The sequence below is a fragment of the Sulfobacillus thermosulfidooxidans DSM 9293 genome (genome assembly GCF_900176145.1).
In the GTDB taxonomy this organism is placed as follows: Bacteria; Bacillota; Sulfobacillia; order Sulfobacillales; family Sulfobacillaceae; genus Sulfobacillus; species Sulfobacillus thermosulfidooxidans.
On the sequence record NZ_FWWY01000001.1, the window covers coordinates 1,447,843 to 1,467,884 of the forward strand.

16 protein-coding genes are annotated in these 20,042 nt (G+C 48.4%); 7 read left to right on the top strand and 9 right to left on the bottom strand.

Annotation, left to right across the window (positions count from 1 at the left end):
* Nucleotides 1-153 precede the first annotated feature (153 nt).
* The gene (locus B8987_RS07365) at nucleotides 154-1,653 is read right to left on the bottom strand and encodes a hypothetical protein (RefSeq protein ID WP_084661159.1); all 1,500 of its coding nucleotides are present in this window, start codon (nucleotides 1,651-1,653) and stop codon (nucleotides 154-156) included.
* 488 nt (nucleotides 1,654-2,141) lie between these two features.
* Between B8987_RS07365 and B8987_RS07370 the strand changes: the two genes are divergently transcribed.
* The 4 genes from B8987_RS07370 (at nucleotide 2,142) to B8987_RS07385 (ending at nucleotide 6,643) form a co-directional block, all read left to right on the top strand.
* Nucleotides 2,142-2,651 carry a GntR family transcriptional regulator gene (locus B8987_RS07370; protein WP_084661160.1) on the top strand — a complete coding sequence of 170 codons (510 nt, stop codon included), beginning with the start codon at nucleotides 2,142-2,144 and terminating at the stop codon, nucleotides 2,649-2,651.
* Nucleotides 2,599-4,263, top strand: a complete 1,665-nt coding sequence (locus B8987_RS07375; RefSeq protein WP_176213264.1) for an IS1634 family transposase — start codon at nucleotides 2,599-2,601, stop codon at nucleotides 4,261-4,263. Before B8987_RS07370 ends, B8987_RS07375 begins: the two co-directional genes overlap by 53 nt.
* A gap of 77 nt (nucleotides 4,264-4,340) precedes the next feature.
* Nucleotides 4,341-5,429: a DUF1648 domain-containing protein gene (locus B8987_RS07380; protein WP_084661161.1), complete on the top strand. Its 1,089-nt coding sequence runs from the start codon at nucleotides 4,341-4,343 to the stop codon at nucleotides 5,427-5,429.
* A 392-nt stretch (nucleotides 5,430-5,821) separates the two neighbouring features.
* On the top strand, nucleotides 5,822-6,643 hold the full coding sequence (locus tag B8987_RS07385; RefSeq protein ID WP_020375434.1) for an NERD domain-containing protein: 822 nt from the start codon (nucleotides 5,822-5,824) through the stop codon (nucleotides 6,641-6,643).
* Between the two features lie 83 nt (nucleotides 6,644-6,726).
* On the opposite strand, the gene B8987_RS07390 is transcribed toward B8987_RS07385, so the two are convergent.
* Nucleotides 6,727-7,875: an NHL repeat-containing protein gene (locus B8987_RS07390; RefSeq protein WP_084661162.1), complete on the bottom strand. Its 1,149-nt coding sequence runs from the start codon at nucleotides 7,873-7,875 to the stop codon at nucleotides 6,727-6,729.
* A gap of 297 nt (nucleotides 7,876-8,172) precedes the next feature.
* Between B8987_RS07390 and B8987_RS07395 the strand changes: the two genes are divergently transcribed.
* A complete protein-coding gene (locus B8987_RS07395; RefSeq protein ID WP_020375436.1) occupies nucleotides 8,173-8,397 on the top strand; it encodes a TM2 domain-containing protein in 225 nt (74 codons plus the stop codon).
* A 102-nt stretch (nucleotides 8,398-8,499) separates the two neighbouring features.
* Here B8987_RS07395 and B8987_RS07400 read toward each other — a convergent pair whose 3' ends face one another.
* Together B8987_RS07400 and B8987_RS07405 are read right to left on the bottom strand one after the other, a co-directional pair.
* Nucleotides 8,500-9,681, bottom strand: a complete 1,182-nt coding sequence (locus tag B8987_RS07400) for a zinc-dependent alcohol dehydrogenase (RefSeq protein WP_176213187.1) — start codon at nucleotides 9,679-9,681, stop codon at nucleotides 8,500-8,502.
* 5 nt (nucleotides 9,682-9,686) lie between these two features.
* Nucleotides 9,687-10,787 (bottom strand): class II aldolase/adducin family protein, encoded by a 1,101-nt coding sequence (locus B8987_RS07405; RefSeq protein WP_242823774.1) that lies wholly within the window; start codon nucleotides 10,785-10,787, stop codon nucleotides 9,687-9,689.
* Between the two features lie 622 nt (nucleotides 10,788-11,409).
* Between B8987_RS07405 and B8987_RS07410 the strand changes: the two genes are divergently transcribed.
* Both B8987_RS07410 and B8987_RS07415 read left to right on the top strand, forming a co-directional pair.
* A complete protein-coding gene (locus B8987_RS07410; RefSeq protein ID WP_051350987.1) occupies nucleotides 11,410-12,207 on the top strand; it encodes an alpha/beta fold hydrolase in 798 nt (265 codons plus the stop codon).
* 378 nt (nucleotides 12,208-12,585) lie between these two features.
* Nucleotides 12,586-14,136 carry an APC family permease gene (locus tag B8987_RS07415; protein WP_242940644.1) on the top strand — a complete coding sequence of 517 codons (1,551 nt, stop codon included), beginning with the start codon at nucleotides 12,586-12,588 and terminating at the stop codon, nucleotides 14,134-14,136.
* A gap of 64 nt (nucleotides 14,137-14,200) precedes the next feature.
* Here B8987_RS07415 and sat read toward each other — a convergent pair whose 3' ends face one another.
* From sat to B8987_RS07440, 5 genes are all read right to left on the bottom strand, one after another.
* The gene (gene sat / locus B8987_RS07420) at nucleotides 14,201-15,358 is read right to left on the bottom strand and encodes a sulfate adenylyltransferase (RefSeq protein ID WP_084661165.1); all 1,158 of its coding nucleotides are present in this window, start codon (nucleotides 15,356-15,358) and stop codon (nucleotides 14,201-14,203) included.
* Entirely contained in the window at nucleotides 15,355-16,224 is an 870-nt protein-coding gene (locus B8987_RS07425) for a sulfotransferase family protein (RefSeq protein WP_139793493.1), read from the bottom strand. Before B8987_RS07425 ends, sat begins: the two co-directional genes overlap by 4 nt.
* An 83-nt stretch (nucleotides 16,225-16,307) precedes the next feature.
* Nucleotides 16,308-16,901, bottom strand: a complete 594-nt coding sequence (gene cysC, locus B8987_RS07430) for an adenylyl-sulfate kinase (protein ID WP_020375443.1) — start codon at nucleotides 16,899-16,901, stop codon at nucleotides 16,308-16,310.
* A gap of 340 nt (nucleotides 16,902-17,241) precedes the next feature.
* Nucleotides 17,242-17,592 carry an SH3 domain-containing protein gene (locus B8987_RS07435; RefSeq protein WP_020375451.1) on the bottom strand — a complete coding sequence of 117 codons (351 nt, stop codon included), beginning with the start codon at nucleotides 17,590-17,592 and terminating at the stop codon, nucleotides 17,242-17,244.
* Nucleotides 17,593-17,907: 315 nt separating this feature from the next.
* Nucleotides 17,908-19,842 (bottom strand): acyltransferase family protein, encoded by a 1,935-nt coding sequence (locus B8987_RS07440; RefSeq protein WP_084661166.1) that lies wholly within the window; start codon nucleotides 19,840-19,842, stop codon nucleotides 17,908-17,910.
* Nucleotides 19,843-20,042 lie beyond the last annotated feature (200 nt).

Genomic DNA, 20,042 nt, shown 5'->3' on the forward strand with positions numbered 1-20,042 from the left:
AGTTTTGATGGATAAATCAAAGAACTACTATTATGAATTCGAAGCGAAAAATGTAAACCGTGCAAGGGATTTATTTCCTTTGCACGGTGGTCAGTGTTTCTCTGGTGCTCTTAGTTTAATTGTGATTACGTTGCTGTCACAGTCACAGGGCCTTTAGAAACTATTGGTAATCAGCTCGAGAAAAATGCTTTGGTCTACAGGTGGAAGATTATTGCCGGGAGGAGAACCGAATAAGGCTAAAACGTCCGGGCTATTGTCCTTGGAACCGCTGTTATAGAGGAAATACAAATGGTTCTCTCCCGCCTTTTCGAAGCTCAAGGTAGATGGAGTCGAACGCTTATTTTGGTAAAGAGATATCTGAGTACTGGTCGTCAAGCCTAATTCCGGCAGGCCTAAAATAGGCTGCCCCGATGAGGTTTGTAGTTGTAACTGGATGACATAGGAATGATTGGGTAGGATACCCCCAACGGTCTGAATGTCCCCGCTGGATGTTTTCACTAAGGCGCTTGGGGTGATGGCCGATGAGGAGCCTTTGGGGGTGACGGCTGTGACTAGGGCTTGCACTGGGGCTTGTGGACTCAAAGCAAATACAACGGGAGTAGAGGACGGAAGCACAGCCTGATTATCAGTAAACGCGATGCCTTTTGTACTGACATAGGGGGAACTCAGTATATCGCAATAGGGCCAAGAAAAGTCACATCCACCGATGTAGACCTGGGGATCGGCGGCAACATCCACCTTATCTGCTAAAGTCCCGGGTACAATTTGGCCGTGGGCATTGACGGGTTCAATCAAAAACGTCGAGGATCCGTTGGGATATGCAGGATGTTCCCCGGATACGGGTGAAGGTTGGGAGCTATCGGTAAACACACGCCATCCAACCTGTTTTGTTGTATCGGGCACGCTCGTCAGTTGTTGCGTATCTTGACTACCAGATGATCCGAAAATCAAGTCTGCTGATTGCCAAGGCGTATTTCCGCTCTTCACCTGGATGATTCCTGTACCGTCGTGAAGAGAAACATTGACGGTACCCGAACTGACCCATGATGATCCATTCCAAATGGAAAAGTTATGGGACGAACCAGACAAGGTCACGGGGATGCTGCCTGAATAGGATTGGTCCACTTGATAAGACGATGTTAACCCGTCAATCATGATGTCTTTGGTCTGACCCACAATCACGTCTGGAAATCCCACTAAGGGGAGGATCGTGGAGGGAGGAGTCGAGGATGCTGATATGGGACTGCCTATAGGGGCCGGTAATTGTGAAACCGTATAAATGTTGTCCCATTGAAAGCCGTGAGCCACAAATATTTGAGCGGAAGCAATCCAGTGTAATGTCCCTTGAGAGTACCAATAAACCTGAGGCTTGTTGGGTAATTTAAAAAGATCGACGGCACTGCCAATAGGAGCGGGTAAAGTGTTTACGACATGGAGTTCTGTGAATTGGTAGCCTAAATCATAGAAGATGGTTTCATTGGCAATGGCATGCATTTTTCCATTGCGCTCGATATAGACTGTGGGCTTGTCCGCCAGTTTATAAATGGGACCCGGCAGACTAAAGGCATTGACAGTTGCAGGCGCAAATGACGACAATGTGGTGAGACTAAAAGCTAATGCCGATGTCAGTAAAATGGCATGCTGGGATTTCATGGTAGGCACCTCCGTAAGAGAAAACATCACAATAAAATTTTGTGAGTATTCTTTCTATTTAAGGATAATGTTACCACCTCATTATAAACAAAATTCATGGGCGATAAGGGGATGAATGGTCATCGTCTCCTTAAAGTGCAATTTTGGGATAATGTCAGTGGCAAAGAGGAACAATCCTTTTCCATATTCGCGTTGTGATAACGATAATATCATCTTATCTACAATCAGTTGCCACATCTTAAGATCATCGGGCGGTGGTCACGACGCTTGATGACCCAAGCAGAGGAACGAAAATTTCCGTGATGCGTTGTGTTTTTCTGTTTGATTTGGGAACACCCCAAAATATCCCAAAACCTCCCCATGGATAACGACATGTTTGGGTTTAGTAAGCGAGCATTTCTCAATGATCGTCACACGACATGGAAAATGATCTCTTGGAAAATGTGTGATATTTGTTATAGTTGTAATATAACAGAGGTGACACAATAATGATTTTCGTGGTGGATGAACATCGTAATGAGCCACTTTATATGCAGCTTCGTAATCAGGTGGTTGAGGCGATAGCGCGAAACGAATTACGCCCGGGAGATGTCTTGCCACCGATTCGCACCGTGGCAGAGCTCTTGGCGATTAATTTGCACACGGTAAATAAGGCGTATCAAATCTTAGAGCAAGACGGTTATATTGTGCTGACCAGACGCAGTGGTGGGGTGATTAAGCCGAAACCGCCATCCGATTTTGATCTGGTCTGGCGGGAACGATTAACTTTGGTGCTTGCAGAAGCTCGCGCCTTTAGTATGGACGATATGGCGATAATTGAAGCCTGTCGTGAAATCCTAACAACTTACCTTCCGCACGTGGTGAGAACAAAAAATTATTTTTTTGGGGCTGATCGCAAAGGAGATAGTGCCTTGCATGGCGAAGTAATCTCTTATGAACACACCAATGCCTACACCGCTCGTTGTGGGAGCCGGACCGGTCATCCGGGCCCTCTGTGAGGAAATCGGATTAGTCGAGGCCGTGAATCAGACCGTGGCGTGGGATGCGCAGCGTTGCCATCTGTCGCCCGGTGAACGGATTTTCGCGCTTATCGTCAATTTGCTCACCGCTCGTCAACCGCTGTATCGCGTTCACGAGCAATTTCAGTTGACCGATGTGCCCTTATTATTTGGATCCGGCCGCACCGCGGCCGATTTTACCGATGACGCGCTCGGACGCGCTTTGGACAAAGTCGCCGCGGCCGGCGGTGCCACCGTTTTCAGTGCCGTCGCAACGCGAGCCCTCGTGCACGACCACGTGTGGACGCCCGATCATCCGGTGTTTGTCCACTGGGATAGTACGACTCGCTCGGTCTATGGCACGTATCCGGACCCTGACTCGGCAAGCGGAGTGCATCCCACCTATGGCCATTCCAAGGATCATCGTCCCGATCTCCGCCAAATTCTTCTGACGCTATTGGGGACCCGGGAAGGCATTCCCGTGGTGGGCACGGTGCAAGACGGGAATCTGAGTGATAAAACCCTCAATGCCGAGATGATTGCGGCCTTAGACGATTACTTTTCGCCCCAGCAACTCCAACAACTCGTCTATGTGGCCGATTCCGCTCTCGTCACGGGCCCCAACTTAAAGGCGATGGCTGATCGTTCGCTCCGCTTTCTCTCGCGTTGTCCGGATACCTTTCGGGCGGCGCAAGAGGCGAAAACGGCCGCCTTGGCGGCCAACGCCTGGGTTCCCCTCGGCAAAATCGGGGAGCGTACCGATGCCACTTCCTATGCGGCCGCAGAACAGACCGGCCACATTGAGGGTCGATCCTATCGCCTTGTGGTTTATCGTTCCGATCATCTGGCTGAGCGAAAAGCTCACACCATCGCCCGCCAGATCGACCGGGCCTATGATCAGTTAACCCGGGCAGCGACTCGCCTCGCGGGGACCGTGTTTGCCTGTGCTCATGATGCCGAAGCGGCCGTGGCCGCTTGGCAGGCTACCGCGCAATGGCATCATGTCGAAGCGACGGTCGTCGCGGAAACACAAGTCACCCAACGCGCGACTCGCGGGCGTCCTCGCCACGATGCGCCCGATCCGGCCACCACCACGGTATACCGGGTCCGTCCCACCATCGGGGCGGTCGATGCGCAACGCGTGCAGGCCGCACAGGACCGCGCAGCGACCTTTGTGCTCATCACGAATCTGCCCTCCACGCCTTTTGATGCCCGCCGATTGCTCGAAGAATACAAAGGGCAGACGGTCATTGAACAACGCTTTCGCTTTTTAAAAGATCCGACCTTTGTGGATGCGCTCTATGTGCAAAAGCCGGAACGGGTCGAGGCCTTAGGCTATGTGCTCTTGCTCGCCGCATTGGTGCTCAGCCTCATCGAACGCCGGGCTCGGCAGGCCCCGCCCCTTCCCACGCCAACCCGTGGTCTATTGGCGCGGCCCACCGGGCAGGAAGTGTTACATCATCTGCGTGGACTCATTGTCATGCCCCTCGATGCTCAGACCCGTCAACTCTTTGTCCCGGCGGTTCACACCCAGCCGGTAGCGGCCATTTTGGCCGCCTTGGGTTTCACAGACACGATTTACACGCAGGTGCCATCGAGACCCTCGGGATAAATTCCTCTGCTTTCACCCATCACGTGCGGAAGAGGAGTAACAAGATTTCCAAGTGTTGGGGAAGGAGAGGCACAATAATGGGACCCAATCTCTTAAGTGATGGCATAGCATTTTTGGTGCTATTGACCTATGCGTTTATGCCCTATTTGACACCCAAGACGCTCGCTTTTGGTGTGCGAATTCCTGAGGAACGACAACCAGATCCCTTTTTGCAGCAAGTGCGGCGCGATTACTTTATAGGATTATTCGTCGTCTTGCTGATGACGATAGGGATTAATCATTACACCCATTCCTTGACTGAAAATTTTCGATTCCTGATCACACTTGGTGTCCTTTTCGTATTACTCATGGGAAACTATGAAATCGCTCATACACGGGTTGAGAGAAGAAAACAGCATGAACAATGGTATCAAGGATATCCTGAGGCCATGATGGCGATCATTGAGCCAGAAGATGTCAAAACCCTACGAAAACCTTTCACCTTGTGGTTAATCGTGAACGCCTTCTTCGTTTTTCTTTTAGCTGTGATAACCATTGGTGTTTATCCCCATTTGCCCAAAACGCTTCCTATTCACTGGTCATCTCAGGGATTTGTTGAGAACCGGGTGTCTAAAACGTGGTGGACCGTATTGCAACCTTTGTTCACCTTGGTGGTGGTGATGGTGGGAATCAGTCTTTTTGAGATATATTTGCTGAGCCACCTGCGCCCTGATATTGATCCTCACAATCCTCAGGCATCGCGGATGCAATATTTTCTCTTTGTTCGGCGCATGCTTCATGCCCTAGGCATTGTGCAATTTGGCATTGTTCTGTCATTTGGACTAACGGATTTTAGTATGTGGGGATGGATTAAACATCCTTCGTCTATTATTTTGACGGGGCCAGCCTTATTAGCGGTTTTAGCTGTCATGGCGATCACGTTTGTCACGGGTCAAGAAGGAAGTCGTCTTGCCGTCACCCCTCACGATAACACACCCTATCGCCACCGCAATGATGATGCGCAATGGAAAGCTGGTTTGTGGTACTATAATCCGTCCGATCCCAAATGGCTGGTAACCAAACGGTTTGGTGTAGGATGGACATTAAATTTTGCTCATCCCATTTCTTGGCTGATGATCGGGGTAATTTTAGCGTTGGTGATAGTTTCGATTGCCTTTCACCATTGATATCTTAGGGGATTTAAATTTCTCAAATCGTAAGTTCCATCCCGAAAAGTTAGCTTACCCGCTCTTGGCCAACGTGAGAAGAGCGGGATTTAATATTTTCAAGACCGGAATCGACGAAAGAAATGAAGGGGAGAAAACATGCGTTCAAAGTCATGAGCTTGCAAGCCAGTAAAGATAACGCATGGGTATATAGGATGATAATACCTGGCGTGAAAATAGTTTGAGTATGATGAGAATAGGGGGAAAGCCTGGTTGAAAAGCGTCACACGACTTTCAGCCGTTTAATATCTCTAAAAAACATGTTAAGTGAAAATTCCGTTGTCTTATAATAAGTTATAGTAAGAAATGACAGATCGCGCCAACGGCGTAGGAAGCGAGAAAGGCAGGCCGGTATGGGGGTTGTATTTGCGGGAACATTGATTTTAATTACGGTAACCATTTTGGTTCTCGCGCTGCGTCCACCTAACGCTTATGTCCGTGGAAAGCAAGGAGAAATCATTGTCCAAGGTGCTTTACGGCTTTTAGATCCCCTGGAATATGACGTGTTTCATGATATTATCGTGCCTTGTACCTCGACCGCGTCAGGCATTTGTCAGATTGACCATATTGTGGTAGGACCCTCCGCTATTTTTGTGATTGAAACCAAGAATATCCAAGGGGCTTTGCATGGTAAGCGGCGCGAAGTGTACTGGACCCACGTGGTGGGGATGCAGAAACGGCGGATTTATGCCCCACACCGCCAAAATGCGGCGCATATCAAGACCTTACGCCGAGCCTTCCCCGATTTACCGAAAGATGTATGGTTTTCCTTAATTGCGGTGCCTAATTCCTTGCAACTTTATATTGAAGAAATCTCGGGTGCCTATATTGTCCAGTTTTCTCACTTGGTCGATTTTATTACCCGCTCCAATGCCAGTGTGCCTCAACCGCTCTCACCCGCACAACGGGAATATGTGATTCGGACATTACTGCAATGGAAACGCCGACGGGCCATTAAACATAGCTGGCTCGGCAGAATTGGCCGCCGCAAGCGGGATCTGGGCAACAGTTTAGACGTGGCGAGTGGGCGTTGCCCTGTTTGCGGTAGCCCTTTGCAGGTCGTGAAAGATGCCAATGGATCCAAAATGGTGTGCACGAAACCTTCTTGCACCTTTTCCACGACCGTGCTGTCAATTACGGCGCTGCGTCAGCCCAAGGATCATACGAAAACATAAAGGCGCTTGTTCTCACCCATCTTTAATACTGCCATATCTCGACGTGCTAGGGTGTGTAATGGTTGCCTAAAGTTCTTTTGACATTAATACCCGTTATGGGGATAACTCCACAGGTGATGGCCAATGGGATTGTGCCCTCCTGGTACAATGCCTGGGGGCAATAAGTCTAATCCATCTGGAATATTGAGATAGCCTGGGGCCGTTCCCGGGATGCCTGTATGTCCATATTGCCAGACAATTTGATTGGTCTTGGGGTTAATCACAATCACGCGATCGTTATAGTCGTCATTGAGGAGGACCAAACCATTAGGTAATTTCACGGCTAAAGATGGGCGATCGAGACGACCAGGGCCACTTAACGGACGGTATAACCATAGGACTTTGCCCGTCGGACTCATCTCCACAACGGCCCCTGGATTGGTATAAAAAGCCACGATAATATTGCCATGAGGCGTGAAATTGGCATCGGAGGGATAGGACAAGAATGACGGGAAATGCACGGTATAGCGCACCTGATTGTGCCGGTTAAGTAACATCGCATCATTGCCATTAATTTGGGTCACGAGCATTCCTCCATGGGGAGCGGGAAAATCTCCGTTGGGAGCGGAATACGTTGCGGGAGGGTTAACCGCCATGACCCCGGTTTGCCCATATTGTTTAAGAATTTGGTGGGTTTTTCGTGAAATAAAGAGAATACGCTGGTTTCGAATGTCGGCGACAGTAATGATATCCCCTTTAGGCTTAGCATACAGAAAGGCATCGTCAGGCGTATTCAAATATCCGGGAAGACTTCCCGGTACCCCTGCGTGACCATAATTCCAAACGACTTGCCGGGTTTTAAAATTAATAATGGATATAACATTGTAGCCTTCTTGATTGGTAATAATTTCGTCAAAATGGGGACCGAAAAATACGTCGTCATCATCATGTAACAACGAGGGTTGTCCCGGTTTGGGATACTGCCAGACAATCTTTTTTTGTGGGGTGACCAGTAAGATGCGGTTATTATGCGAATCGGCAATTAAGATATCCCCGGGCAAAATCGAACTGGCCGCTGTGGCACCCCATGGTACTAAGGATTTGGACTGGGGAGATTGGCGGTGGCTCGTCTTAGGAGATGCGGGAGCTTTTGCTGAATGCTTGGATGATGCAGTGGATGGGTTGAAACCACACGCTGAGAGAGCGAAGGATACCGCTACTGTAAACACGACGCGAAAAAATGGACGATGCACGCTCTGTCAAAACCCCTTTCTCCGGATAAGCTGAATTTCCTCGGACGGATGACACTGTTTACGATCATACAGTATAAGATAGATGCTCTGATAGCCTTTAAGATTTGTGCCTCTTTTTCTTCCCGCATTGCACAAGCTTCTAGCATGGACGTAACGATAGGATGGATAATGAGATGTTTTGATCATTTTTTCGATAGTAGTTCTTCTAAACCGATTTCTCTATACTGATAATGACAATCACTGTCAAACAGGGTAAAGAGAATAGACAGACCTAAACCAGAGCAGGAGGCATTCATTATGAAGAGTAAAGTCAGCGCAGGCATTTTGGCTTTATTTTTTGGATTTGTGGGCGTGCATAAATTTTATCTTGGTCAAAGGACCCAGGGCATCCTTTATATTCTCTTTTGCTGGACCTTTATCCCTATGATTGTGGCTTTCGTGGAAGCGATTCGCCTCTTTTCCATGTCCGATGAGGACTTTGATGCGCGGTATAACAAGGCGATGATCCAACAGTCTCTATAGTCTTTTAAGTAGATGCGAAAAGAAGAGAAATGCAAATGATTACAGCACGCGTTTTTCAGTGATGCGGGGTGATGCGTTATGTCCTGTCTTAGGAGGAACAATTCAAGCACGCCTTGCACGGGGTTTCAAACATATTTTTATTGCGCCCTGGCTTTTATTCTCCAAGGTGGCAAAGGCGTTTTGGTATTCGTCTAAGAAAAACGTGTGGGTAATCAGTTGTTCAATGGGAATGCTTGTCGTATGTAATAGAGTTAATGCGTGTTGAAATGTTTGGTCTGGAGAAGGACCATAGCCAAACGTCCCATACAAGGTTATGTCTTTAGACCACAAAGGAGTAAAATCCCATGACATTTCACTGGCTGCTCCTAATAACAAGAGTTGCCCGCCAGGACGCACACAGCTGATGGCTCCTCGTAGAGAGGACGATGATCCAACCGCATCAATAACGAGGTCAAACCCGCGAGGACGCCAGGGGAGAGTATGCCAAATGTGGGGATAGGGTATCCCTGTGATTTCCGTTATGGCGGGAGCCTCTAGGTTGGATACAACCTCAGCACCGAGTCTTTTCGCCCACTGTTGCTGCTGAGGATAGCGGGCAACGGCCATGAGCAAATCTTGGGTCAGACCCGTTTCCCGCAGGGCAAAGAGGGTGAGAAGACCTATGGGCCCTGAACCAATGACTAAAACGCGCTTCACCGAAGACCACTGAATATGAGACAACCCATAAAGAACAATGCTTAACGGTTCACTTAAAACGGCCCGTTCTGGGCTCATCTTGGGAGGAACTGGGTAAAGCTGATGGGAAGGGACCCACATCCGTTCCGCAAATCCTCCTGGAAAATGAGTATGAAAACCTAGGAGAAGACCCATGTCGTGTCGACCGCGGTAATAACAGAGATCGGGACGACCGTGGCGACACGCGGGACAGGGATCCTTTAGGCCTAATGACGTGCAGGATAAGGCGGGATTGACGACAACTACAGTCCCCTTGGACCACTCGGGCGAGTCTTCTACAACACGTCCAACAACTTCGTGGCCTAAGACAGCAGGAAATCTTGTTAAGGGCGCTAAATAGGGAGAGCTATGTCCTCGAATCAACCCGACATCTGATCCGCAAATACCCGATAATAGCGGGAGGATCTCTACACTGTTAGACGATGTAGCCCAAGAAGGTTTTATCACCTCTTCATAGTGGAGAGAAGACAGCGCACGCCATTGCCTGGTAGAAGGAATAAGCTTCTGGCGTAACACACGAGGCCAAGATAAATGATAGCGAAGACCCATGACCCTCATTGCATCGGAACCTGGCGGACAACACGGTCATGGATTCGAGATAAAATTTCTTCAGGGCTATCACCGGTGATTGTTAGCCCATGATTTTTTAACCCGATCACGGCATGCGCGGGATCATCTGCGAATGCGAGCTGTTTAGCTACCTCATCCGCCAATTCTTTACTGCCGCAAGGATAGTTAAATTCTGTGGCCACTATGCCTGGCATCCAGGCGTGTACATGTATAATTGCGCCGACCTGCGGATATTGTTGATAAATCTTCCAATGTTCAATCGCATCCACGGAGACACGCCGTGGAGTGAGGTTTTCAGGAACACTTAAGTGAATGCTTTCATCTGCGACATCAAACCCCGTGACCAGAAGAATGTCCCGGCCGATGTCATGGAGCCGGCTTTTATCCACCCCACTAGCACTCATCCAAAAACTTCCGTCCTCGTGCCGCACACTGAGATTTCCGTAACTTAATCCGCCAATACCAAACAAGCGGCGAACATGGGCCATGTCTTCGGCAGAGAGATAATCTTCCATGGGAAAAGGTGCCGGAAGAAGATCCCAACTTTCGAGAATTTGTCCTGCACGCGATAGGCTAGAGGTGTGCCGTGTGCCATTCCATAAAGAGGGTTGTAGATCGGGGTGAAAGTGGTTGCGGATGATTAAGTGGCTGCGCATTAATGGGGCAATGCGATCGACGAGCTTTTGGTAGCGTTGTTCTAACGTATTCTCCTGTGATGATAACAACACCGCGCCTCGTTCTAGCGTCGTAATGACAAAAGTCGGATCATCGAGAGAGCCTGCGACCACAATGAGAATATTGGATAGGGACCGGATATGGGTGGAATAAAATTGCTTTAAGAGGTCGTAATGCGGATCCAATGTGGGTACAAAGCTAACACCGATGACATAAACGGCATAATGTTGCCGACGAAAGGGACGCGTCTTGTCGTTGACAATTTGGAACACCACGTTGGCGTTTTCAACTTGTGATGTCAAGGCAAAACCGGCCTCCAAAAGGCTGTGTACCAAACGGCTTTGAAAATCTTTAGCGATGGGATTTTCTTGAAAGGACGGGGTAAACCAGAACTGATCCAAATATGTCACGCTCCTTGATGAATCGGATCTCATAAAGACAATGCCAAAGAGCGGTGTGTGAATATCAGGGCCAAATGCACCGTGTAACATATTCCAAGCGGATCAATCTTTCTGTCCATCCCTATAACACATCGTTTCAGGTTTTGCATGGCTTCCAGTAAAAATGTTTAAGAAAGATGTGACCTAACAGCTATGTGCAATCTTTAAGATGTCTATTCGATGATGACGCTTTATGGTCTTTCACGGGAGAGGGCTAGATGTGTCGTCCGTGAAGGATGACCTTGATCAAGAGACGTTCAAATCTTATCCCCTCTTAATTTGTTGGCCTAGGCTTTTACAAGAATGACAGGATAAATTACCAATGGTCTTTTTCTTAAGACTCCTGCAGGTCGCGGACAACTTCGTTATCATGGATACGGTACAAACAGAGCGGGGGAGATTTTCTGTGGCTGTATAGGTCTTGGGATTGATGTTTTTTACTCTAGCGGTCTGAATGGATTTTTACTTAGGATAGTTCCTGACCGCCCTAGAGGACTCTAAATCTTAAGGCGGGGCAAGTGCGGGTTTTTGTCAGAGGAAGCGAGGGACTGTTATTAAAATATACGCGCAAGTTAGTGGCCAAGGCGATCCTGTGATTTTTTTACCCGCCATGGGATGGACGGCGGAATCCGCGGGGCCTTTGGTCAGCGTATTGGAAGAACGATATCATTTCCACCGTTTAGATTTGCCCGGATTAGGCCGCAGTGAACCCTTGAGCAAAATTCCTACTTGGAAAGATTTAGCGTTATGGATTCATCAATATTGTGAACAACATCAGTGGAATCAGGTCCGTATTATTGGCCACTCACTAGGGGGAATTATGGCATTAGCCTATGCGGATCACTTTCCAGACCGTGTTTATCAATTAGTTCTCTTGGATGCTGGCTATCAACCCATTCCCCGTTTTCCTCAAGATATCGCCACACCCTTTCGTTATTTGGTCCCCGCCGTAAACATTTTGGCTTCTTTGGGTGGCGTTAAACTGTTAACGCGTTGGATCGGAGAGAGGCGTGTTCCTGGAAATGCCTTGTCAGTGCCTGATACGTGGGAACAGGAGTTTCAAGAATTTGTTGAGCATCAGCATTTATTGATAACCAATGAATTACGCGAGGCTTTTTACACCGCCCGAAAACTGGTCACGATTAATCCCTTGGCGGTAAATTTATTGCTAGGCATTTACCGGAGCAAACCGGTAACCGCTTTTAGTCGGCTTAAACCGGCAACATTGTTGGTGGTTCCTGAACATATGACTCACTATTCTCCCTTAACACAGATTGACGAGAAGGGATTGCCAATTTTGCTCTACGAAGTCAATGGAGGGCATTTTGTGCATTACGCGCATCCTGAAGTAGCTTATGTGATCCGTGATTTCTTTGACCACTGGAATTAGGGACTCAGCATAAACGCAAGGAACCTCGTGCGTGGCTTGTGCTGCTGGGATGTCCCCCATATCAATGGCATGAACTCCCGCTTTTCATCAGATGTGACGAATACCCAAGATTTTCTTTCCGGCTTATAGACCTATGCATCACGAGATTCAGAGGTCAGATTCATGAATCTTATTCCCTGGGCTTATGAAAGCAAAAAATAATGCTGTCTTGTTCAGTAACCATGATTTAGAAACCGGCACTAGAAAATCAGACAGACTATTCTGTACAATGGATGATGAGGGTCGTTTTTAAAGTGGTCACCGCTTTATGAGACATTTCATTCCCTTTGTAAGACATGGAACAGCATCTTTGTGACATTACATCTTAAGGAGTGAATAATGATGAATAGTCTCAAACGAGATCTCGATTTGAAAGATCTCATTATCATTGGTGTCGCCGGTGCCGTGGGTACCGGCGTGTTGTTTTCTACGGCAGGTATGACGGCTTTAGCGGGCCCCGGTGTTGTGATTGCGTGGATCGTCGGCGCTATTATGTATTTGTTTGTCGGATTAACCTACGTGGATTTAAGTGCTTTATATCCTGAGGCCGGAGGACCGTCCCGGTACAGTCTTTATAGTTATGGCAGGATTACCAATCTGATTAACGCTTTTGCGGATTTGATATGGTACCTGTTTATTCCCCCTGTGGAAGCCTTAGCGTCGGTGGAGGGAATCAATTATTTTTATCCTCATTTGATTAACACGGCTGGCAGTCCGACCACTTTAGGTGCTTTATTAGGCGTCATCTTAATGGTGCTCTTCTTTCCGTTCAATTATTTTGGTATTCGCGCTTTTGCCAAATCGACCGATTTTCTGGGGGTGATTAAACTCCTGTTATATATCTTAGTAGCCATTGGATTTATTGCTTTTGCCCGGTTTTCCAATTTTACAGCATATGGTGGAATCGTGCCTTTTGGTGTGGGAGGCATATTTGCGGCGATTCCGCTCGGAATGTTCGCGTTTGGTAGTATTCGGGTTATTCCGGATTATGCGGAAGAGGTGCGTTCTCCCAAAATTATTGGCCGGGCCATTATTTGGGTCGTTTTGGGGCAAACCTTGATTTATGTCTTATTAGCCGTGGGCTTTTTGACGTCCATCAACTGGGTGGCCCTGAAATTACATGCGGGATCTTGGAGTGCCATTTCCTCGATTGCGGGGAATCCCTTTTTAACGATTGCGAGTGGCGCTCACATTGGATGGCTCATTGCCTTTACCGTTATTATTGCCATTCTTGGGCCTTTTGTAACAGGTTACATTTATCAAGGAGCCGGAACCCGGATTCTTTTAGCTATGAGCCGTACCGGGCTTGTCAGCGCACGCATGAAAGAAATTAACCAGCATTATGCCATTCCGGTATGGGCCCTTGTGGTGTTTACCGTGGTTGGTGCGATTGTGGCCTATATTGCTGCGCCCCTCCCTTCGATTTATAACCTGATCAGCGACGCGGTGGTTGCCGGTTACTTAGGTTTTGCGGTGAATCCGGTGGTCATGTTAGCCCTTCGCAAACAAGGTCGCGAAGGAAAATTGCAGCAAGGTGGTCTTGTGGCCGCTATTGCCTTTGCCTCCGCTTCATTAATTGTTTATTGGAGCGGTTGGCCTTCCGTTCCTTATGCCAGCATTTTGCTGATTGCGGCGTCCATCATTTTCGGGTTGGCATACAAAGTTCATGAAGGGGCAAAAAATGCGATCTGGTATGTGGCCTACATTGCGTTTTTGACGGCGATGACCTATATCGGCAGTGTCGGCGCCAAAAAATGGATCAATATTGATGTAGGCAGCCTCATTGTGGTGTTAGTCAGCTTAATCGTTTTCTTGCCATGGGGTGTCGCGTCCCGCCTGATGCAAATCGACGAAAATACGACAACACCGCAAATAGCCGAAATCCCCTAAAACCGTGATAGGCTCGTGTGACTTGCGATTACGACCAAACCTTAAGAGTTCAAAAGGCAAGGCTTTAGAGGCCTTGCCTTTTGAAATGATAGTAATGGTATAAAATTTCGGATACATCTTTGCGCATGAATTCTTCAGGAATCGGTTCGCCCTCTTTAAGTCGTCTTCTTACCTCGGAGCCGGATAAGCGAACCCAATACGATTCGTCATGGGGACATACCTTTGCTGAGGTCATACCCTGACATTGGCGACAGTAAAAGGCATCGTCAAACAACAGGGGGATAATGCCAAGTTCTCCAGGACGAAACTGGTCAAAGATGTGGTGGGCATCATAAGGACCATAAAATTGGCCTACACCGCCGTGATCGCGCCCAACAATAAAATGGGTACATCCGTAGTTGCGGCGTACAATCGCATGTAAAACAGCTTCTTTGGGACCGGCGTAACGCATGGCGCCGGTATAGGCTGCTAACAGCACGCGATCTTTTCGGTACCATTTGTCAATGACCCGTTGATACGTTTTTATGCGCACAGCGGGAGGAATATCATCATCTTTGGTCGGGCCCACCAACGGGTGGATCAACAGTCCATCTAGGGTTTCTAAAGCGGTTTTTTGAATATATTCATGAGCTCTGTGGATGGGATTGCGCGTTTGAAATCCCACAACACGTTTGAAGCCCCGCTCTGAAATAGCGCGGCGCACATCAGAAGGTCGCCAAATTAGAGAGGCATAAGCTAACTCGGGAATGTGATCGACGCTAACTGGCCCTCCTATATAGACCGGTTTTCGGCTTAATAAATAGCGGACACCGGGATGGGATATGTCGGTGGTGTGATAAACCCATTTGGCTTCACGGCGCAAATTCGGCCGGTAAATGCTGGTGACCGTCATCCGTCCCCGTATTAAGTGGTGACTGTCAATCAGAACAATTTCTTGATCGAGATGCAAATGACGAGCGACGTCTTCGTCGACTGCCAAGGTGATGGGAATGGGCCAGGGAGCGCCGCTTGTCAGGTGCATGTCCGAACAAACCAAGAGGTAGTCGGCCTCTTCTAAAAATCCTGTTAAAGGGGCATAAGCTCCTGTGGCAATTTGGTATAAGTCTGCGATGGTCCGATCATCAAGTATAACAGGCATGAGGGAAGAAAAAGGGGAGCTGTCGTAATGCTTCATGCTATCTTCTGCCCATGGCAATGAATGCCCTCCCTTTTCGCGCGTCATGATCTTTTTCCCTCCCATAACTGCATTTTGATGAGCCTCATCCAAAAGCTGAGTCGGTACTTTTGCATGGTGGGCCATGGTGTGTGGGGCACTTGAAAAGAACGGGCAAGCTCTAGGACTTCGTGGTCTAAGGCGAAGTCCTGTTTACGCCAGTTTAGAAGAGCAGTCCACATGGTGTGAGCTAACGGCGAAATTTGTGCGATGGCTCCAGAAGAGCTTAAGCCATACTGGCCATGGCCGAGCTCTGGATGAATAACAGGCAAAGGCATTTTTGAGCTACCGTCTTTCTCTAAAAAGGCCTGCAGCCGTTCAAGCTGTGCCTTGGCCGACGAGCCCGTTAAATCTTCATAAAAGACGACAAGACGGCGGGTCTGTTGCGTGTTAAACAGAGCTTGTGTGGTGTAAAGGAGCCAAAGCGTCAGCGCGCGTTCTTGTGTCATATGATCACGCCGGTAAAGAGATAACGCGACATCTAGCGGATTGCGGATGCAGATGATATAGCGCACATCACGGATTAACGGTTTCCAAAAGGGCAACGTGAGCGTTAATCTCGGATCTTTCCAGGTTGCTTGGGGCGTGGGGATCTGCTGAATAAAAGCTTGGGCTTGGCGCTTTAAGGGGACAAGTTCTGGCGCGTCTTCCCATTGTGGTCGAAAATGTGGCGCGACGTGCCAGTCACCTCCCAATGCATAAAGAATGCGCCGGTTAATCGTGACGAGATCGGATGTTTCCCAATAACCCTGTGGATTGTAGCGATTTCCTTGCCGCAAAAACTCTTCAGGTCCCGTCACACGCCAGCCGAGTTCATGACAGAGTTGAGCAGTAAGTGATGTCCCACTGCGGTGCATTCCGATGACACAAGTCAATTGCTCCGTGGTGTTTCCTCCTCCTCAGGTAAGTCTCTCGTTTGTGGGCGCATGCTGCCTGCTATCCAGCGCGCAGACGAACCTCAAAAATGCTTCGGTGATATAAGAGGATATCGATCTTGTAAAAATTGCCAAATGACATCTAAACTTTGCGTAACGTTCAATTTATCGGTGGGGATGCGGAGATCGGGTCGAAGTGGCCGTTCATAGGGCGAAGAAATGCCGGTAAATTCCCGAACGAGTCCAGCTTGAGCCTTTTGATACAAGTGTTTAGGATCCCGCTGCTGGCAAATTTCTAAGGGACAGTCTACATGGACTTCGATAAATTGTTCGGGTGAAAACAGTTGGCGCAGCATTTGTCGATCTTTTTCAAATGGTGTAATGAAGGCGGACAACACCATAATGCCGGCATCCACTAAAATTTTGGCAACATGTCCCGCTCGCCGAATATTTTCATGTCGGTCTTGAGGCGAAAACCCTAAATCTTGGCATAAACCCCTTCGCAGAACATCCCCGTCTAATACAGTCGTCGGGTAACCTAAGGTTTTGAGTCGGGAAGCGAGTCCCTGGGCTAAAGTTGATTTGCCGACTCCCGACAATCCCGTAAACCATATGACAAAACGAGAATCGATCCGGTCATCATAGCCCACAGCATCCGCTCCTTTTTTGATGTTCATACGCGACGTCGTTCCTTATGGCCTGAGCGTATGGCATTACCGATAATAGCAGAAGGAATTACATCTCACTGATAATTCCACTGAAATTCAGCGAAGTTTCAGTTTCTGATAGCGTTTAGGCAAAATTCGTACGATGAAAAATCAGATCACATGAATGGGATTTGTCCAAAGAAACTCATGCGACCTTGCGGTCTGTAGTATGCTTTTCCCAGGGGGAGACATCAGAAGGGAGTCTTGATCGTGGGCTTTCATTTGACACAACAAGGGGTATACCTCCCTTCACTAAAGATGATCACTCATCTGAGCACTAAGATGGATCAATAAGGATCACTGGGACTCACTAAGATGGATCGTGTGCTAAGTTTTCGAGAGGTACCCATCCTTCTTTTCCGGACGCATTTTGGCACCATACCCAACCGCCAAGAATTTTGAGACCCCAAACCGATTCGCCGACATGAACGCTCAGTTCGGTGCCGTCATAATCGGTCGTGATTTCAGCACGGGACCCTCGGCCGTTACGCAATAAGATTTCAGGGACCCATCCCGAGATTCCCGAGTCATGGGTGCACCAAACCCATGCGCGCCAATGAGAATCTCGTTCACCAACGCTAAGACGATCGCCAGCCTTCAATATTAAAGGTCGATCATAGGTTTTGATATGGGTTTTCATGACCCGGTAAGGAATCTTCATGTTTTTCCTCTTTTTAAGCTCTTTTGTGTCTCTTCTTAGTCGCGTCATATCTCAAACGCTATCGTTATCCACTTTATTGCTGTATACCTAATTGCCAATTTTTCTTGGGAATCTCGTGCCGGGAACAGGATAGAGGGACATGACGGGCGATTTCTGATGCCCTTAAGTTTCGATACCGTTTTAACGTTAAAAAGTGCCGGATACCATGTCCTCGGAATTGTCCACCATACTTTCTGCCATTACCAAGATAACACGAGTGGGATTTCTGTGAGGCATTCTTCTCCCGAACATGACGGGAAAAGATGCCTCACCGATTTAATGAGACCGATGAAGGGGAAAGAGGTTCGAATGTCGTTCTTCGAGCATTTTCACCGTATGAGCAATTAATGAGGCGTAATAAGCCGCACCTTGCGGGTTTAGATGCACGCCATCAGGATAAAAATAGCTAGATTTTCCGGCACTGGCTTGGTACCAGTTCACAATGTGAACGTGGCCCGGGAATTGCTGGGCGCCTTGTGCCAGCGTGCTATTGACGATATTTTGCCAGGGCCGCGGAACCCGGGTATTGACGAAAATAATTTGGCGGTGACCGAGCGAGGCAATCAACGCGTCAAGTTGTTGCAAGGTAAACGGTCCATTCGTTCCCAGTTCGACAATAACGTAATGTCCAAGCAATCCATCCTGGCGCAATTGGGCAATGACCGCAGGCGCTTGAATGAATTGCCGACCGATTTGAGCGCTTATCACGATTCCCGGTAACAATTGGCGCAGGTAGGGCGTGGCATCGATCATAATGGAATCGCCAATGGCGGTAATGGTGTCTTGAGAGGTTGGTGAGCTCGAGGGCAAGGCCGAAGAAGATGGCGTCTTGGTGGCTGAGGGTGAGCCCGAGGATGACGGCATATTCAATGAGGAGCTAGACTTGATAAGATTTTTTGATAAAGACGCCCACGAAGGCGAACTGTTTCCCAAAGTAAGGCCAGAGGATGATGGAACAATTTGCGTAGTGGTGACCGGATCTGCTGCTTGAACACTGGTTTTATATAAAAGGCCACTCATGGCACTGGTGTCCAGTACCACAAGCCCCAGCACCAAAATCGCTGTGGCCCATACTTTGTACGAGAGCCTTTTCCACTGGGAGAGATGAATGATTTGCTGAAAGTTTTTGTCCCAGCGCCCTTGCCGAATAGGCTGTTCAAGAAAGTGCCACGACAACGCTGCAATTCCGATACTCGCCAGAATCTGCAAAAAGCCTCGGAGGATATTGGGGGTACCCATAGTGGCTAAAGGCGTCGTGAACACAATAACCGGATAATGCCATAGATAAATACCGTAGGAACGCACACCGAGCCATCTTAATGGGCGGCTTCCTACAATCCGGGTGAGGTAGGACCAAGGAGCCGCTAGAGCCGCCACTAAGAACGCGGTCATGACCGCTAAGAACAGCATCCCACCTTGATACAGGAACGGTTGATATTCATTAGTGAAAAGAACCATGGCCACAAAGACTAACAGCCCTAACAGTCCAAGCAGGTCTATTAGGTAGCGTTGTTTTAGAGATAGAGTAGGTAGATGGCGACTCGGCCAGAGTAATGCCAGCGCAGCTCCAATCAAAAGCGCAAAAGCTCGTGTATCGGTGCCGTAATAGACGCGGTTAGGATTAGCCCCGGGATGATAGAGAATAGCCATGAGTCCTGATGAGATGAGTGCCAACATAACGACCAGGATAAGGCGCGAGTACCTCGTTTTGACAAAACGTAAAAGCCCAAGGAGGACGAGAGGCCATAGTAGGTAAAATTGTTCTTCAACGGCTAAGGACCACAAGTGTGTGAGTGGCGAAGGGGGGCCAAATTGTGCAAAATATGAGACGTGATGATAGATATACCACCAATTGCTGACATAAAAGAACGCAGCCAACACGTCTTGGCGGATCGCGATGACTTGATGTGGATTAAACACAATGACCCAACTCATGACAATCAATAAGAGAGCCCACAAGGCGGGTAACAACCGCCGTGCCCGGCGCACCCAAAAATGGCGAAGATTGAGATTCCCTGTTTTTTCATAATGTGCGAGTAAGAGATCCGTAATGAGATATCCTGACAACACAAAGAACACATTGACCCCGAGTAATCCCCCAGGTGCAAAAGGCCACTCTAAATGGTAAAAAATCACGGCTAATACCGCTAACGCGCGTAATCCATCAAGGCCGGGCATATAGCGTGCCTGACCCTCTATGGGTTTGGGCATGATATTCACCTCACGAACTTTCCCAAGAAGACCATGACAAGAGTCCCAAAAGAAGGGCTTCGAACCTCGAATACCTACGCCGAGTCCCCGAGGCTTTGCACCTCGGCGCCTGCTTCACTAATGTAACGCCAGTCTCTTGGGTAATGTTACGGGCCTGATGCCGTGCCCGAAAAAATATTTGGTTCATTATGGTGCCGGGC

Bases quoted from the DNA above. Each gene is read 5' to 3' on its own strand.
- B8987_RS07365 (WP_084661159.1), bottom strand. From the start codon at position 1,653: ATGAAATCCCAGCATGCCATTTTACTGACATCGGCATTAGCTTTTAGT.
- B8987_RS07370 (WP_084661160.1), top strand. From the start codon at position 2,142: ATGATTTTCGTGGTGGATGAACATCGTAATGAGCCACTTTATATGCAG.
- B8987_RS07375 (WP_176213264.1), top strand. From the start codon at position 2,599: ATGCCTACACCGCTCGTTGTGGGAGCCGGACCGGTCATCCGGGCCCTC.
- B8987_RS07380 (WP_084661161.1), top strand. From the start codon at position 4,341: ATGGGACCCAATCTCTTAAGTGATGGCATAGCATTTTTGGTGCTATTG.
- B8987_RS07385 (WP_020375434.1), top strand. From the start codon at position 5,822: ATGGGGGTTGTATTTGCGGGAACATTGATTTTAATTACGGTAACCATT.
- B8987_RS07395 (WP_020375436.1), top strand. From the start codon at position 8,173: ATGAAGAGTAAAGTCAGCGCAGGCATTTTGGCTTTATTTTTTGGATTT.
- B8987_RS07400 (WP_176213187.1), bottom strand. From the start codon at position 9,681: ATGGGTCTTCGCTATCATTTATCTTGGCCTCGTGTGTTACGCCAGAAG.
- B8987_RS07415 (WP_242940644.1), top strand. From the start codon at position 12,586: ATGATGAATAGTCTCAAACGAGATCTCGATTTGAAAGATCTCATTATC.
- sat (WP_084661165.1), bottom strand. From the start codon at position 15,358: ATGACGCGCGAAAAGGGAGGGCATTCATTGCCATGGGCAGAAGATAGC.
- cysC (WP_020375443.1), bottom strand. From the start codon at position 16,901: ATGAACATCAAAAAAGGAGCGGATGCTGTGGGCTATGATGACCGGATC.
- B8987_RS07435 (WP_020375451.1), bottom strand. From the start codon at position 17,592: ATGAAGATTCCTTACCGGGTCATGAAAACCCATATCAAAACCTATGAT.
- B8987_RS07440 (WP_084661166.1), bottom strand. From the start codon at position 19,842: ATGCCCAAACCCATAGAGGGTCAGGCACGCTATATGCCCGGCCTTGAT.